Source organism: Streptomyces sp. NRRL B-1140 (assembly GCF_001280065.1).
Lineage (GTDB): Bacteria > Actinomycetota > Actinomycetes > Streptomycetales > Streptomycetaceae > Streptomyces.
Genome location: NZ_LGEA01000102.1, coordinates 211,402 through 224,519, shown reverse-complemented (window position 1 = coordinate 224,519; position 13,118 = coordinate 211,402). Strand labels below are relative to the sequence as shown.

At 72.0% G+C, this 13,118-nt stretch carries 14 protein-coding genes; 2 read left to right on the top strand and 12 right to left on the bottom strand.

The features are described from left to right. Window positions 1–46 precede the first annotated feature (46 nt). Together ADK65_RS21810 and ADK65_RS21805 are read right to left on the bottom strand one after the other, a co-directional pair. Window positions 47–1,969 carry a hypothetical protein gene (locus ADK65_RS21810; protein WP_053672022.1) on the bottom strand — a complete coding sequence of 641 codons (1,923 nt, stop codon included), beginning with the start codon at window positions 1,967–1,969 and terminating at the stop codon, window positions 47–49. 47 nt (window positions 1,970–2,016) lie between these two features. Further along, window positions 2,017–2,544 (bottom strand): tetratricopeptide repeat protein, encoded by a 528-nt coding sequence (locus ADK65_RS21805; protein ID WP_234352922.1) that lies wholly within the window; start codon window positions 2,542–2,544, stop codon window positions 2,017–2,019. A gap of 162 nt (window positions 2,545–2,706) precedes the next feature. Here ADK65_RS21805 and ADK65_RS21800 point away from each other — a divergent pair, with 162 nt between their 5' ends. Then, window positions 2,707–3,156, top strand: coding sequence for a hypothetical protein (locus ADK65_RS21800; protein WP_078956082.1), 450 nt, complete (start codon window positions 2,707–2,709; stop codon window positions 3,154–3,156). A gap of 74 nt (window positions 3,157–3,230) precedes the next feature. Here the strand turns inward: ADK65_RS21800 and ADK65_RS21795 are convergent, their stop codons facing one another. The 10 genes from ADK65_RS21795 to ADK65_RS21755 form a co-directional block, all read right to left on the bottom strand. Further along, entirely contained in the window at window positions 3,231–4,793 is a 1,563-nt protein-coding gene (locus ADK65_RS21795; protein WP_053672019.1) for a DUF1996 domain-containing protein, read from the bottom strand. Between the two features lie 203 nt (window positions 4,794–4,996). Next, window positions 4,997–5,650 (bottom strand): LuxR C-terminal-related transcriptional regulator, encoded by a 654-nt coding sequence (locus ADK65_RS21790; protein WP_053672018.1) that lies wholly within the window; start codon window positions 5,648–5,650, stop codon window positions 4,997–4,999. Continuing rightward, entirely contained in the window at window positions 5,641–6,900 is a 1,260-nt protein-coding gene (locus ADK65_RS21785) for a sensor histidine kinase (RefSeq protein WP_053672017.1), read from the bottom strand. The genes ADK65_RS21790 and ADK65_RS21785 overlap by 10 nt, the downstream gene beginning before the upstream one ends. Window positions 6,901–6,996: 96 nt before the next feature. Further along, window positions 6,997–8,007 (bottom strand): NAD-dependent epimerase/dehydratase family protein, encoded by a 1,011-nt coding sequence (locus ADK65_RS21780; RefSeq protein WP_053672016.1) that lies wholly within the window; start codon window positions 8,005–8,007, stop codon window positions 6,997–6,999. 85 nt (window positions 8,008–8,092) lie between these two features. Beyond that, window positions 8,093–8,683 (bottom strand): winged helix-turn-helix domain-containing protein, encoded by a 591-nt coding sequence (locus ADK65_RS21775; protein WP_053672015.1) that lies wholly within the window; start codon window positions 8,681–8,683, stop codon window positions 8,093–8,095. Between the two features lie 118 nt (window positions 8,684–8,801). Further along, a complete protein-coding gene (locus tag ADK65_RS39625) occupies window positions 8,802–8,924 on the bottom strand; it encodes a hypothetical protein (protein WP_267889748.1) in 123 nt (40 codons plus the stop codon). Window positions 8,925–9,012: 88 nt separating this feature from the next. Further along, on the bottom strand, window positions 9,013–9,936 hold the full coding sequence (locus ADK65_RS21770) for a DUF6891 domain-containing protein (protein WP_053672014.1): 924 nt from the start codon (window positions 9,934–9,936) through the stop codon (window positions 9,013–9,015). 86 nt (window positions 9,937–10,022) lie between these two features. Further along, window positions 10,023–11,054 carry a glutamine synthetase gene (gene glnII / locus ADK65_RS21765; protein WP_053672013.1) on the bottom strand — a complete coding sequence of 344 codons (1,032 nt, stop codon included), beginning with the start codon at window positions 11,052–11,054 and terminating at the stop codon, window positions 10,023–10,025. A 351-nt stretch (window positions 11,055–11,405) separates the two neighbouring features. After that, window positions 11,406–12,095: a hypothetical protein gene (locus tag ADK65_RS21760; protein ID WP_053672012.1), complete on the bottom strand. Its 690-nt coding sequence runs from the start codon at window positions 12,093–12,095 to the stop codon at window positions 11,406–11,408. Window positions 12,096–12,215: 120 nt separating this feature from the next. Next, window positions 12,216–12,575 carry an arsenate reductase family protein gene (locus ADK65_RS21755; RefSeq protein WP_053672011.1) on the bottom strand — a complete coding sequence of 120 codons (360 nt, stop codon included), beginning with the start codon at window positions 12,573–12,575 and terminating at the stop codon, window positions 12,216–12,218. 227 nt (window positions 12,576–12,802) lie between these two features. On the opposite strand from ADK65_RS21755, the gene ADK65_RS21750 reads away from it, so the two are divergent. Beyond that, window positions 12,803–13,117: a hypothetical protein gene (locus tag ADK65_RS21750; protein ID WP_053672010.1), complete on the top strand. Its 315-nt coding sequence runs from the start codon at window positions 12,803–12,805 to the stop codon at window positions 13,115–13,117. The last annotated feature ends 1 nt before the right edge of the window (window position 13,118 follow it).

The window sequence follows — 13,118 nt, the reverse complement described above, 5'->3', positions numbered from 1 at the left end:
CCGGGTCACCCGGCCTCATCGCACGGGCCGGCGATACGGCCCCGGTTCAGCGCAGCCCGCGCAGCGAACGCCCGTCCTTCAGGGTTCCCTTGAGCTGAGCCCTGGCCCCCCGCTCGGCCGGGACGGTCAGCAGACTGCCCCGTGCTTCCCCGTTCACCGCGCCCGTCGCCCGGACCGACGCCGTCTTCCGGCTGCCGGCGGCCAACAGGTACCAGTCACCGGCCTTCGACTTCCACAGCACCCCGGCCAGGACATGCGGGTCCCGCGCCCCGCAGGCCGGGACGTTCTCGGCCTGCGCCGCCGCCGCGCCGTACGCCCCGCCCGGAGTGTGGAACTGCGCCAGCACCCGCGCCCCGCCGCCCCGCCAGGTCTCGGCCCGCGTGCACACCCACGCCGCCGAGCCGCTCGCGTCGGGCAGCGGCTGTTCGTTGAACGCCCAGGCGTTGACGCTCCGCACCCCTGCCGAGCGCATCGTGCCCAGCGAGCAGGCGAACGGCTTCCAGGTGTGCAGCGCCGCGGCCCCGGACACCTCGGCCGGGGAGCCCGGCCGTCCGGTGGTGAGCCGGGCCGGGACCAGCTCGCCGAGGTCGGTCAGCAGCCGGGTCCCGCCGCCGTCGGTCACCTGCAGCACGTTCCACGAGGTGCAGGGGCCGGGCCGCAGGGCCGGGCTGGCCAGCGGCGCGGCCACACCGCCGGTGAGCGTGAGGTTCATCGCGCCGGAGCGCGGCTTCATCAGGTCCCGCTCGCCGGCCTTCCGCACCCAGGGGGCCGTCAGATAGCGGACGTTGCCGTCGGACCGGCCCAGGACCACCGCGCCCGCCTCGGCACGCCCGGCCCCGTCCACCCGGGCGAGGTCGAGGGCGGCGCCCTGCGTGCCGTCCTTCGGCTCGGCGTACCGGACGATGCGCAGACCGTCGTAGAGGATCACCACGCGCGCCGCGTCGACCGTCCCCGCGTACAGCAGCTGGGGCGGGCCGGCGGGCCCGCCGGAGAGGGTCCCGGGGGTCGCCGACACCTGGACCGTCTCGCCGGGGCGGGCCCACACGGCCAGGGCGCGGCGCAGCAGGGCCTTGTCGTCGGTGCGGTCGCCGCGGGCCGGCCACACGGAGAAGTCGGTGCGCGCAGAGCTGCGCCACGCGCCGGGCGGGACCCGGGTCAGCTTCGCCGGGTCCAGGGCGGCCTGCGCGGCCGGGTTCCGCGCATACGGGGGTGCCGCCGCGCCCTCGGGGCCCCAGCCCTCACCGGGCAGGCCGAGCAGGGCCCCGCACACCAGCAGGGCGGCACCGGCGACCAGTGCGGCCTTCAAGTGCTGGCGGCGGCGCATCAGGTCGGTGGGGCGGGCCTGGAGCGAGCAGGGGTCGAACTCGGGGGAGTCGAGCAGCCCGTACTGGGCGGGGACGCCGTCGGCCTCCAGCACCGCGCCCTCCGGGTCGGCGACGCCCGCCGCCGCGAGGACCTTGCCCACCCCGTCGTCCGTGAGCCGCTCCAGACCCCGCAGGGCGTAGGCGGCCCGGGCCGGGCCGGACAGGGTGGACAGCCGCTGGTCCAGAGCGAGTTCGTCGGCGCCGCCGGAGCGCGGGAACAGCTTCAGGCCCCACACGTGCGGCAGCAGCGGAGGCAGCTGGGCCCTCTTGGGCCACGCCTTCGCCTTCAGCGGCAGGCCCGCCTCCAGCGCCGTGCGCAGCACCTGGAGACGGACCAGGGCGTAGCCGGGGTCGCCGTCCCGCCCGGTGGACTGCGCAGGGATCACCGGGGACGGCGTGCGGTTGCGGGGCAGGGCCCGCTGGGTGAGGGCGTGTGCGGTCAGGACACGGCGACTGCGGCCCAGCCCGGGCGGCAGGACCAGGTAGGCCAGCCGGACGAGCCGCGGATAGTGCTCGACGAGGGCGGCCTCGGCCTGCTCGACGTCGACGACCGGACCGGCGGGGGAGGAAGGTGCGGGGCGCTGGGCGACATCCTGTGACTGCACGTTCAGCAGAACGAGCGAATCGTTGGTTGGTCACCAGGCCGCGGGTGTCACGCCCCCGGGTGGGCCCCGGGTTCCACGAGCAGCCGGGCGTAGTTCGCCATGGACCGCTGGTAGCGCGGCAGGTGCGGGGCCAGGGCGCCCAGGGCCAGCGCGAGTGCCTCCCGGTCACGGCCGAGACTCGACAGGCACAGCGCGAGCGTCGCGCGTACGGGGTCGTCCAGCTCGTCGGACGGGGCGAGAAGCTCGGGCGTCAGCAGCGCGACGCCCTCTTCGGCCCGGCCGGTGTTCCGCAGCGAGCTGGCCAGCTGGATCTTCGTCCGGCGTGCCTTGTAGGGGCTGACGTCTCCCAGCCCGTTCGCCAGTGCCTCCTGGTACAGCGGGACCGCCTTGTCGGAGCGGCCGGTGGAGTCCCAGGCGCAGGCCTGCTCGAACGGCCCGAGCGGACTGCCCTCGGGCAGCTCGGCCACAAGGGCGTCGACGTCGGCGCGGAAGCGGGCCTCGCCCGCCTCCGTCTCGCCGTAGTCGTCGAAACGGTCCCAGAGGGCGGCTGCACGATCTTCCCAGTCCTGATCCACCGGACCACCCTCGCACACGCGTGCACACCGGGGCAGCGGGATTTTGAGCACGGCGGGCTCCGCAGCCGTATCGAGGGCGAGAGCCTCTTGCCGGGGCTCGGTGCGGCATGCGTCCGGATCGTGCCGTGACAGGGACCGTGCCGACAAGGACCGGAGGAACAGATGAGGGTGACCCGACCGATGCTCGCGCTGAGCGGCGCGGTGGCGATACTGGCGCTGACCGGCTGCGGCGGGTCCGGCGGCAAGGACGAGGCGGCCGTTCCGAAGGAGGTGAGCGGCAGCCTGGAGCACATCGCCGCCGAGGCCGACTGCAAGCCGAACATGCAGACCGACGCGGACACCATCCGCCAGGCGCTGTGCAAGAAGGGCAAGGAGAAGTACGTCCTCGCGACCTTCTCCACGGACCGCGGCCAGCGCGAGTGGCTGAACAGCGCCAAGGACTACGGCGGTTACTACCTCGTCGGCCGCAAGTGGGTGGCCGTCGGCCAGCAGAAGACGGTCACGGCGCTGCAGGGCACGCTCGGCGGGACCATGGAGGAGGGTTCCGAGCACATGAACCCGGGCGGCAGCCACAACAAGAACGGCCATGGCGGCGGCAGCCATCACGGCTGAGCACGCGGGGCACAGCGGCAGAAGGCCGGCGGTGGGAACTCCCACCGCCGGCCTTCCGCGCTACCGGTTCAGGACTACTTGCAGTCCTGGCCGTCGTTGATGCACTGGACCATCTTGTTCATCAGGTTCTCGTCGAAGAAGTTGATGAAGTCGTTGTGGTCGGTGATCGCCTTGTGCAGCTGCTCCGGGAAGGAGTCCACCGCGAAGGCGTTCTGCACCTGCCCGTTGTTGATCTGCGGCGCCTGTACGTCGTAGACCAGGCGGACCTGGAGCTGGGGGATGGCCTTGAAGCCGTTCGAGCAGCTGCCGTCCGCCTCGACGAAGTCGACGTGGGTGCGGTGGTTGGCGCTGTCGATGTTCTGGCCGTCCCAGCAGCTCTGGAAGTTGGACGTCCGCACCACGGAGCTGCCCTCGGGGCAGAGCGGGTACTTGTCCGTCACCTGACGGTCCTCGAAGCCGGTGCAGCTCCAGGAGGTGTTGGCGTTGTTCAGGCCGTTGGTGGTGGACTTGGCGTCACCGGTGATGATGCGCAGGGCCTTCGGCATCGCGACGACGTCGCTGGTGCGGTTGCCGACGAACTTCAGCTGGGCCTCGGCCGGCTCGACGATCTTGCCGACGTTGCCGTCCTGGCCACCGCCGGGCTGACCGGCGTCGATGTCGTTCGAACCGTCCTGGATCCGCAGGACCGGCCAGAAGTAGGAGGACTTGTCGCCCTGGTTCTGGCAGGTGGTCTGGGCGTTCGCCAGGTCCTCGTCGCTCGCGAAGGCGTTGTTGCTCTGGTTTCCGACGTAGTCGTGCTGGTGCTGCGCACCGTTGGAGACACCCGGCGCCACGATCACGTTGTCCGAGTTGCGGTTCTCGTTCTCGTTGGTGCCGCACTCCGTGGTGAACGTGCCCGTCGAACCGCCGTCGCCGTTCGCGGCGAGGCCGTTCGGCAGGTTGCGGGAGTTGGGCTGGACGTCCTCGATCTTGATGAAGTCGTTCGCCGCCGGGCCGTTGCCGGCCTGCCCGCCGTTGCCGCCCTGGCCCTGCCCGCCGTTGTCCTGGCCCTGGTCCTGACCGCCCTGGTCCTGACCGCCCTGGTCCTGGCCACCCTCGTTGTTCTGGCCGTCGTTGTTCTGGCCGTCGTTGTTCTGACCCCCGCCGGCCTGGCCGTCGTTGGTGTTGGCCTCGGCGGCCATGCCCTTGCAGGAGGCCAGCTGCTCGAGGTTGCCCGGGGCCTGGCCGCCCACCCGCCGGATGTTGATGCCGATGCGGTCGATGACCGCGACGCGCTTCGACTTCAGCGGGCCGAGAATGGCGTTGTCGACGAAGCTCGCGTCACCGGCCTGGGCCTGACGCGTGGAGGCGAGACGGGTGTAGGCCTCGCTGATCTGCTTGTCGAGGTTGGCCAGCTCCTTGTCCACCCCCTGACGAGCGCCGTCCGGCACATCGGTCAGCTTCTGTCCTACGTCCGGGCACTGGATCGTGGCGATCTGCGCGCCCGCGGACTTCGTCTGGTTCGCCGAGTTCTCCTCGTGCGCCGAGGCGTAGAAGTTTGCCCAGATCAGCCCGCCCCCACCGAGCGCTAGGGCCGCCGATGCGGCAATGGCCTTGGTGGCCAGCGGCGTACGGCGTTTTCTTGTGTTGCGTCCCATGGAACTCCTCTGACTTCCTTTTTCGGGGGCATCGAGGCGCCCGACAGGAGTGAAGCGGCTCCCTTCCATACGCAGGGCGCCCCACGGGTGTTCAGAGGTCCCGGAAATTGATGCGAGATTCGTGAGGACCGCGTGTCATCAACAGCCGCTCCCGCACCGGCAGTTGTCGATCCCCCACCGGGGGTGAAGACACCGGTCCGGTTTCACCGGCCGTGGTCGAGATACGCCAGAACCGCCAGCACGCGGCGGTTGTCGTCGTCCGAGACCTCCAGCCCCAGTTTGGCGAAGATGTTGGCGGTGTGCTTGGCGATCGCCCGTTCCGTCACGACCAGCTTCCCGGCGATCGCCGCGTTGGACCGGCCCTGCGCCATCAGCTCCAGCACCTCCCGCTCCCGGGGCGTCAGCCGCGCCAGCGGCCGGTCCTCGCCCGAACGTCGCGCCAGCAGCTGCTGGATGACCTGCGGATCCATCGCCGTGCCGCCCGCGGCCACCCGCCGTACCGCGTCCACGAACTGGTCGGCGTCGAACACCCGGTCCTTCAGCAGATAACCGACCCCGCCGGTGCCGTCGGCGAGCAGTTCGCGCGCGTACAGCTGCTCCACGTGCTGGGAGAGCACCAGCACCGGCAGGCCGGGCCGCTTCCGGCGGGCGTCGAGCGCGCACTGCAGGCCCTCGTCGGTCTGTGTGGGCGGCAGGCGCACGTCGACCACGGCGACGTCCGGGTCCAGCTCGGCCAGTGCGGCGGCCAGTTCGGGCCCGGTCCCGACGGCCGCCGCGATCTCGAAGCCGTGGGCCTGGAGCAGCCGGACGAGTCCGTCGCGCAGCAGGAAGAGGTCTTCGGCCAGGACTACGCGCAAGGGATCTCCACGGTGACCATGGTGGGGCCGCCCGCGGGGCTGCTGACGGCCAGGACGCCGTCGAATGTACCCAGCCGCCGCTCGACCCCGGCCAGCCCCGAACCGGCGCCGATCACCGCACCGCCCTTGCCGTTGTCCGTGACGGTCGCCCGCAGCATGCCGTCCGCCCGGTGCAGGTCGACCCAGATCCGGTCGGCGCCCGAGTGCTTCACGGCGTTGGTGAGCACCTCGCTGACGGCGAAGTACGCGGCCGACTCCACGGGCGCCTCGGCCCGCCCGGGCAGATCCACGCTCACCTCGGTGGCCACCGGCAGCCGCAGCGCCAGCGCCCGCACGGCGTCGCCCAGGCCGCGTTCGGCGAGGACCGGCGGATGGATGCCGCGCACCAGCTCGCGCAGCTCGGCCAGGGCCTCCACCGAGGAGGCGCGGGCCTGCGCGATCAGTTTCTTCGCCTGCTCCGGGTCCTTGTCGAGGAGCGCCTCGATGGTGCCCAGGTCCATGCCGACGGCGACCAGCCGGGCCTGCGCCCCGTCGTGCAGGTCCCGTTCGATGCGCCGCAGTTCGGCCGCTGAGGCGTCGACGGCGTCACGCCGCGTCTCGGTCAGCACCCGCACCCGCTCGGCCAGTTCCCTCTGGCCGCCGCCGAGCACGGCACGGGTGAGCCGGAAGTGGACGCCCAGCAGACGGGGGGTCCAGAAGTGCGCGAGGAACAGCAGCACCAGGGCCAGGGCCGCCGCACCCAGCGCGGACGCCTGCCCCGTCACCGGCACGAACCCGTACCAGTACGTGTCGGGGAAGACCCGCCACAGCCCGAGCGCGAGCGCGAACCCCTCCAGCGGATAGAGCAGCAGCACCGCCGGCAGCAGCGCGGTGACGAACCCGGCGGTCATGTCGACCGGCAGCCACCGCAGGTCCCGCCAGGTCGCCGGGTCGCGCAGCATCCCGAAGGTGCGCGCCCAGGGGTTGGCGTCCTTCGGCAGCGGCCGGTACGCCGGGGGGATGCGCACCCCGCCCCACTCGGCCGCGAGCACCCGCCGCGCGTTGGCGAACGCCCGTACCCCCTCCAGCGCGTACGGCGTGGTGACGATCCCGACCCCGATCGGGATGAGTGCGATCGAGACCAGGGACAGGCAGAAGCACAGCACCGCCCCCGGCAGCGAGACGAGGGCCAGCGCGAGCCCCCGCACCGCGGCGAGCCCGATGCCCCGTCCTGTCGTCCGCCCGGTGCCGTTCTTCGTGTCCGTGGTCATGGCGTCAGTCTCGCCGAGCGGACGTGCCCGGTCACGGGGCCGGGCACCCGGCCCGGGGGTGGTGCTACGTACACCCCGGCGGCGAACGTGCCGTGTTCACGCGCCGGTTCCGGCCGCGAGGACCTTCGCCTCCACCTCCGGGTCGAGGCCCGAGCGCGGCCGGTCCGGGCGCTGGGGTGCCACGCCCCCGACGCCCTGCAGCCACTCCCAGGTGTCCGCCACCGTCTCCTCGACCGGCCGGCAGACCAGCCCGGCCCGGACCGCCCGGGAGACCTCCGCGCTGTGCAGGGCCTCGTACAGGTCGCTGCCCGGCGGCACCCAGACCGGCAGCTCGGTCCACGGCTCGATGCCCGCCTCCAGGATCACCGCGGGCTCGGTCCACCGCAGTTCGGCCACGCCGCCGGTGACCCGCACGCAGGCGTCGAGCAGGGCGCCCATGGTGGTGTGGCCTCGCGGACTGACCAGGTTGTAGGGGCCGCTCAGCTCCTGCTCTGCCGCGAGCACGATCCACTCGGCGAGGTCACGGACGTCCACGTACTGCAGAGGAAGTTCACGCGGGCCCGGCGCCAGCACCGGACCGCCGCGTGCCGTGCGGCCCAGCCACCACGGCAGCCGGCCGATGTTCTCGTACGGGCCCAGGATCAGGCCGGCCCGTACGAGCACCGACCGGTCCACGCCGAAGGCGTCCAGCACGGCCAGTTCACCGCCCCGCTTGTCCCGCGGGTAGTCGGTCTGCTCCGCGTCGGCGGCCGCCCCCTCCACCAGCGGTGCGTCCTCGTCGAACCTGGCGGGCCGGGCCCACGCGTACACCGAGCGGCTCGACACGTACACGTACCGGCCGGCGCGGCCCCGCAGCAGCCGCGCCGCCTCCAGCACCGCGCGGGGCGCCGCCGACCAGGTGTCGACGACGACGTCCCACTCGCCCGGGTCGTCGGCCAGGGCGGCCAGGCCGCCGGGCGCGGTGCGGTCACCGAGCAGAGACCGCGCGCCCGGCGGGGCCTCGTGCCGGCCGCGGTGGAAGACGGTCACCTCCCAGCCCCGCCCGAGCGCCGCCTCCACGACGGCCCGTCCCACGAACTCCGTACCGCCCAGCATCAGAAGCCTCATGCCGGTGACTCTGCCCGGTCGGGCGAGGGGACGGAACGGGGATCTGCTGTCAGCAGAGACGGAGCGCCCTGGCCGTCCGCGGGCGTCAGTGTCCCGTCGGCGGAACGTACTTGTAACCCACGCGGCGCACCGTGCGGATCGTGTCGCGGTGCTCCACGCCCAGCTTGCGGCGCAGACGGGCGATGTGGACGTCGACCGTGCGGCCGTCGCCGACGTGCCCGTAGCCCCACACCGTGCCGACCAGATGGTCGCGGGTGTGCACCCGGCCCGGGTGCGCGACCAGGTGGGCCAGCAGCTCGAACTCCAGGTAGGTGAGGTCGAGCGGCTGTCCGGCCACCCGGGCGGTGCGCTGCACGGTGTCGACCCGGATCACCGGCTCGCCGGCCGGCTCGGCGACGGGCTGCGGACCGGCGGCCTGGGGCAGATCGGGGACGGCCACCGGGAAGGGCGGCTGCTGGTCGGCCGGGACGAGCACCAGGTAGCCGATCATCGGCGGCTGCCCCGGCAGGGTGGGCAGGGTGTGCTGCGGGGCCGGAAGCCAGGTGGCACCCGGCGGCAGCAGGTCCGCGACCGTGACCACCTCGTCCCGGTCGACGGCACGCAGCCGGTGCCGGGGGCCGTGCGGCGCGGGGGTGGTGAGAGGGGCGGCGGTGGACAGGGAACGAGTGGTCGCCATGAGAGGTCAGCTCTTTCGCGCGAGGAGTTCGTCGGGGAGGTCGACGGCCGCGATGTGTGGGCGGGCTCGCCGAGGGACGTACGCGGTGCGCGCTGGCCGAAGGCCGGGGTGTACGGCTTTAGAGGGCCGGCGCGTTCATCGCGCGGCAACACACCCGGTCGAAGTCGTGGTCCTGGCGGGACGGCCAGAAGGGCTCGAGGTCATGACGACCCGTCGCGCTGCACTTCTGGTAGATGGCCATGAATTCATTGAAGCAGACACCGGCCCGCAACAGGAGCCTCCTCTCACTGCTTGGACGCCTCCTTGGCGTGAAAGCGATGTGGCCCGCCTCACCCCGTCAGGCGTTTGCGCCAGTTCAGGGGGCTGACCTCGATCGCCTTGTCCGGATTGCCGTCCCAGAGTGCGGACAGGCCGGCTGCGGTGAGGGCGGCCACGACCTCGCGTCCGACGGTGGTGCCGGTGTCGGCGGTGCCGTCGAAACCGCCGTACAGCAGCATCAGTCCCCGCCCCTCGGCGGCGCTCTCGGTGCACTGGCTGTGGAAGTAGACGAACCCGCGGTCGCTTTCGGCACGTTCGGCGCCTATCTCCGCGGTGCCGCAGGTGCGGCAGCAGGTGAAGTTCTCGCGGGCGGTGATGCCGTGGGTGTTGAGGGCGTCGAACGCGCGGGTGAGCCGCTCGGGGTCGGTCGTGGTCGGCCAGGTCTCCTGTTCGCCGAGCCGCTCCAGCCAGAGCCGGTCCACCAGTTGTCCGGCCTGTGCCCGTGACACGGGCCGCTCGTCGCCGTCGACCAGCCACTCCTCGGCGTCCTCGGTGAGCTGGGCCCGGTCGTCGTAACCGCAGCGCAGCAGCAGCCGTACGCGCTCCTCGACCTGCTCGCGGACGTCCTGCGGCAGGTCGGGGACCTCCTCGGCCGGGCCGAGGTCCACCGGCTCCCAGACGAGATGCGCGTCCCAGCCGTCCTCCTGCCGGGCCCAGCCGGTCAGCAGGTCGGCCACCAGGCCGGGGTCGGTCAGTCGCGTACCGAAGAAGCCGTCTCTGCCGCGGCGGTGTTCCAGCTGGTAGTCGCCGCCCTCCTCGTGCCACACCTGGGCGAAGACGTCCGGCAGGTCCGGGATGCGCTGCGCGACCAGGAAGCGGTTGTCCGCCCGCCCCAGCCCGGTCACGGCCGCGCGCACGTCCGCGGCCGTCATCCGGGTGTACTTCTGTCCGCTCTCGGTCCAGGCCTTGACGGCCAGGCCCCCCTCGCTCTCCATGCCGACACCATGGCACGTCCCACTGACAATGCGCCGAGGGGCGTCCACCGGTCGGTGGACGCCCCTCGGGAGGCGAAGCGCGGGGATCAGACCTGGCCGGCCTTCTCCAGCGCCGAGCAGCAGGTGTCGACGAGCAGACGCGTCACCACGTACGGGTCGACGTTGGCGTTCGGGCGGCGGTCCTCGATGTAGCCCTTGCCGTCCTTCTCGACCTGCCAGGGGATACGGACCGAGGCGCCTCGGTTGGAGACGCCGTAGGAGTACTCGTTCCACGGGGCGGTCTCGTGCAGGCCGGTGAGGCGGTCGTCGATGCCGGCGCCGTAGTTCTTGACGTGGTCGAGCGGCTTGGAGCCCTCGCCGAGCGACTCGGCGGCGGTGATGATCGCCTCGTAGCTCTCGCGCATCGCCTTGGTGGAGAAGTTGGTGTGCGCACCGGCGCCGTTCCAGTCGCCCTTGACCGGCTTGGGGTCGAGGGTGGCGGCGATGTCGAAGTCCTCGGCGGTGCGGTAGAGCAGCCAGCGGGCCACCCACAGGTGGTCGGAGACCTCCAGCGGGGAGACCGGACCGACCTGGAACTCCCACTGGCCGGGCATGACCTCGGCGTTGATGCCGGAGATCGCGAGGCCCGCCTTGAGGCAGTTGTCCAGGTGCGCCTCGACGACGTCACGGCCGAAGATCTCGTCCGCGCCGACACCGCAGTAGTAGCCGCCCTGCGGGGCCGGGAAGCCGCCCTTGGGGAAGCCGAGCGGGTAGCCGTCCTTGAAGAACGTGTACTCCTGCTCGATGCCGAAGATCGGCTCCTGCGCCGCGAACTTCTCCGCCACCTCGGCCAGCGCCGCACGGGTGTTGCTGGCGTGCGGGGTGAGGTCGATGTTCAGGACCTCGCACAGCACCAGGATGTCGTCGCCGCCGCGGATCGGGTCGGGGCAGCTGAAGACCGGCTTGAGGACACAGTCCGAGGAGTGGCCCTCGGCCTGGTTGGTCGACGACCCGTCGAAGCCCCAGATCGGCAGCGCGTCGAGACCGGCGGGGGCGCCCGTGATGATCTTGGTCTTGGAACGCAGTTTGGCCGTCGGCTCGGTGCCGTCGATCCAGATGTACTCAGCCTTGAAGGTCACGGGCCACATCCTCGGGTGTGTCTGGGCGCGTATCGCGGGTGCGTGCGGCGCAGCGGCACCGGCGCGCCGCGTCTGCTGCCCGGCAGCCTGACAACAGGCGATTTCCCGTCCATTGCTCGTATGTGAACCCCGTGTTACCTGGCCATGCTGTGCCGCGCTTCACGCCGTGAGGGCGTTTCGCGGGTGAGGCGCCGGTCACCGGCTCCCCTCCGTCAAGCCGGTGACCGGCGCCGCACGGCCCGCACGCGCCGGTCCTGCCGCCCCTGGCCGGGGGCGGCAGGACCGGTGACACGTACGAGGGGCGGCCGAGGGGGTGGCCGCCGCCTCATCGACTCACTCGGCCGTGGGGCCTCACCCCACCTTCTCGATCAGGGCCCGGCGGATCAGGAACTTGCCGGGCTCACGGACCTGTTCGAAGGCCGCGTTGTTGAGCAGCGCACAGCTGCCGGAGACCGAGGTGACCTCCACCGTCGTGGACTTGTTGTTGTCCAGGTTGGTGACCTTCAGCTTCGTGCCGGCCGGGAACTGGTTGCTGGACGCGGCGGGCGCACCGCCCTCGCCGGAGAGCGTGACCGTGGAGCCGTTGCACACCTGCTGCCCGGAGGCGGCGGCACCGCCCCCGGCGTCTCCCGCCGGGGCGGACGCGGCGGGCTGCGACGGCTCGGCCGAGGCCGCGGGCGGCTGGGCCGCGTCGGCGGGCTGCGACGGCTGTGCGGTCTGGGAGTCCTGAGCCGACTCCCCGACGGCGCACCCCGACGCCTCCTGCTTCCGCTTGATCTCCGCGACGACCGCCTCGCGGTTGGCGATCCGCGCCTCGGACTGCGCGTCCGGGTTGGCCCGCTGGTCCGCGATGAACTTCTGGTTGTCGCCGAGGGCGGTGGCGAGGCCCAGGCAGACCGTCGACTCCGACGCCGACTTGGGGGTCGGCGGCGTCGCGTTCGACGTGCTGGCCATGACGAAGGCCCCGCCTCCCGCCACCGTCGCCGCGCTCACCAGCAGCGCGATCTTCTTCTTCGGACCGAGAGTTCTCCTGCGCGACATGCGCGCCTCCTGAAGAGGTAGGGGAGCGTACGCCGCTATGTACGAGATACCGAACGAGGTTACTCAGCGGTCACAGGAGTCATTCAAGTGACCTGCGCCACACGGGGGCATGGCGGCTGGTCAGCGCGACAGAGCGTCCTGGACGGCCTCGTCGGTGCGGCCGACCACCGCCGTTCCGTCGTCCGCGGTGATGATCGGGCGCTGGATGAGCTTCGGGTGCTGGGCAAGGGCGGTGATCCAGCGTTCCCGCGAGGCGGCGTCCCGAGGCCACTCCTTGAGCCCGAGCTCCTTTGCGTCGGCCTCCTGGGTGCGGGTGATGTCCCAGGGCTCGAGGCCGAGGCGTTCGAGCACGCCCCGGATCTCGTCCTCGCTCGGCACGTCCTCCAGGTAACGGCGGACGGTGTAGTCGGCGCCCTCGGCGTCGAGCAGCGTCAGGGCGCTGCGGCACTTCGAACACGCGGGATTGATCCAGATCTCCATGCGCACACGGTAGCGCCGACCGGCTTGTTCGAATTTCCGGCGCCCTTTCCGCACCTCGCGGACCTGCCCTGACGCAGCGCCAATTCCCTGGCCGACCAGGGCATTTGCCGGGTTCTGCGGACTCCCCGTTGTCAGTGCCGGGCGGTAGACTGTAAGCAGTGTTCGAGGGTGGCGCCGGGGATGCAGACGTCTTCGGTGAGCCGCCCGACCGCGACAGGAGGATGCCTGTGCCCGCTGCCGCCCTGAAGTCGAAGCCGTTGCCCACCCAGTCCACCGCGAAGCGTCCCGTCCTGCTCGACCTGCCGTACGCGCCCGTGGAGAAGCGGCCGCTGCCGCCGGGACGGCCGCGCCAGTGGTACGTGACGCACAACCGCCGTCTCAAGGCGATGCGCCTGGCCATCGCCCTGCTCGACTCGGGCGTCCACATGCCCAACCAGGCCCGCGACGAGACCATCCGCGACACGGCGGAGCTGATCGGCGTCCACCCGCCGTCGGACACGACGTGCCACATGGTGCGGGCCTTCATGCGCTACGCCCGCTGAC

What these genes read in the sequence shown, in the direction of transcription:
- ADK65_RS21800 (WP_078956082.1), top strand. Translation starts at nt 2,707, where the DNA reads ATGAGGGTGACCCGACCGATGCTCGCGCTGAGCGGCGCGGTGGCGATA.
- ADK65_RS21795 (WP_053672019.1), bottom strand. Translation starts at nt 4,793, where the DNA reads ATGGGACGCAACACAAGAAAACGCCGTACGCCGCTGGCCACCAAGGCC.
- ADK65_RS21785 (WP_053672017.1), bottom strand. Translation starts at nt 6,900, where the DNA reads ATGACCACGGACACGAAGAACGGCACCGGGCGGACGACAGGACGGGGC.
- ADK65_RS21780 (WP_053672016.1), bottom strand. Translation starts at nt 8,007, where the DNA reads ATGAGGCTTCTGATGCTGGGCGGTACGGAGTTCGTGGGACGGGCCGTC.
- ADK65_RS21775 (WP_053672015.1), bottom strand. Translation starts at nt 8,683, where the DNA reads ATGGCGACCACTCGTTCCCTGTCCACCGCCGCCCCTCTCACCACCCCC.
- ADK65_RS39625 (WP_267889748.1), bottom strand. Translation starts at nt 8,924, where the DNA reads ATGGCCATCTACCAGAAGTGCAGCGCGACGGGTCGTCATGACCTCGAG.
- ADK65_RS21770 (WP_053672014.1), bottom strand. Translation starts at nt 9,936, where the DNA reads ATGGAGAGCGAGGGGGGCCTGGCCGTCAAGGCCTGGACCGAGAGCGGA.
- ADK65_RS21760 (WP_053672012.1), bottom strand. Translation starts at nt 12,095, where the DNA reads ATGTCGCGCAGGAGAACTCTCGGTCCGAAGAAGAAGATCGCGCTGCTG.
- ADK65_RS21755 (WP_053672011.1), bottom strand. Translation starts at nt 12,575, where the DNA reads ATGGAGATCTGGATCAATCCCGCGTGTTCGAAGTGCCGCAGCGCCCTG.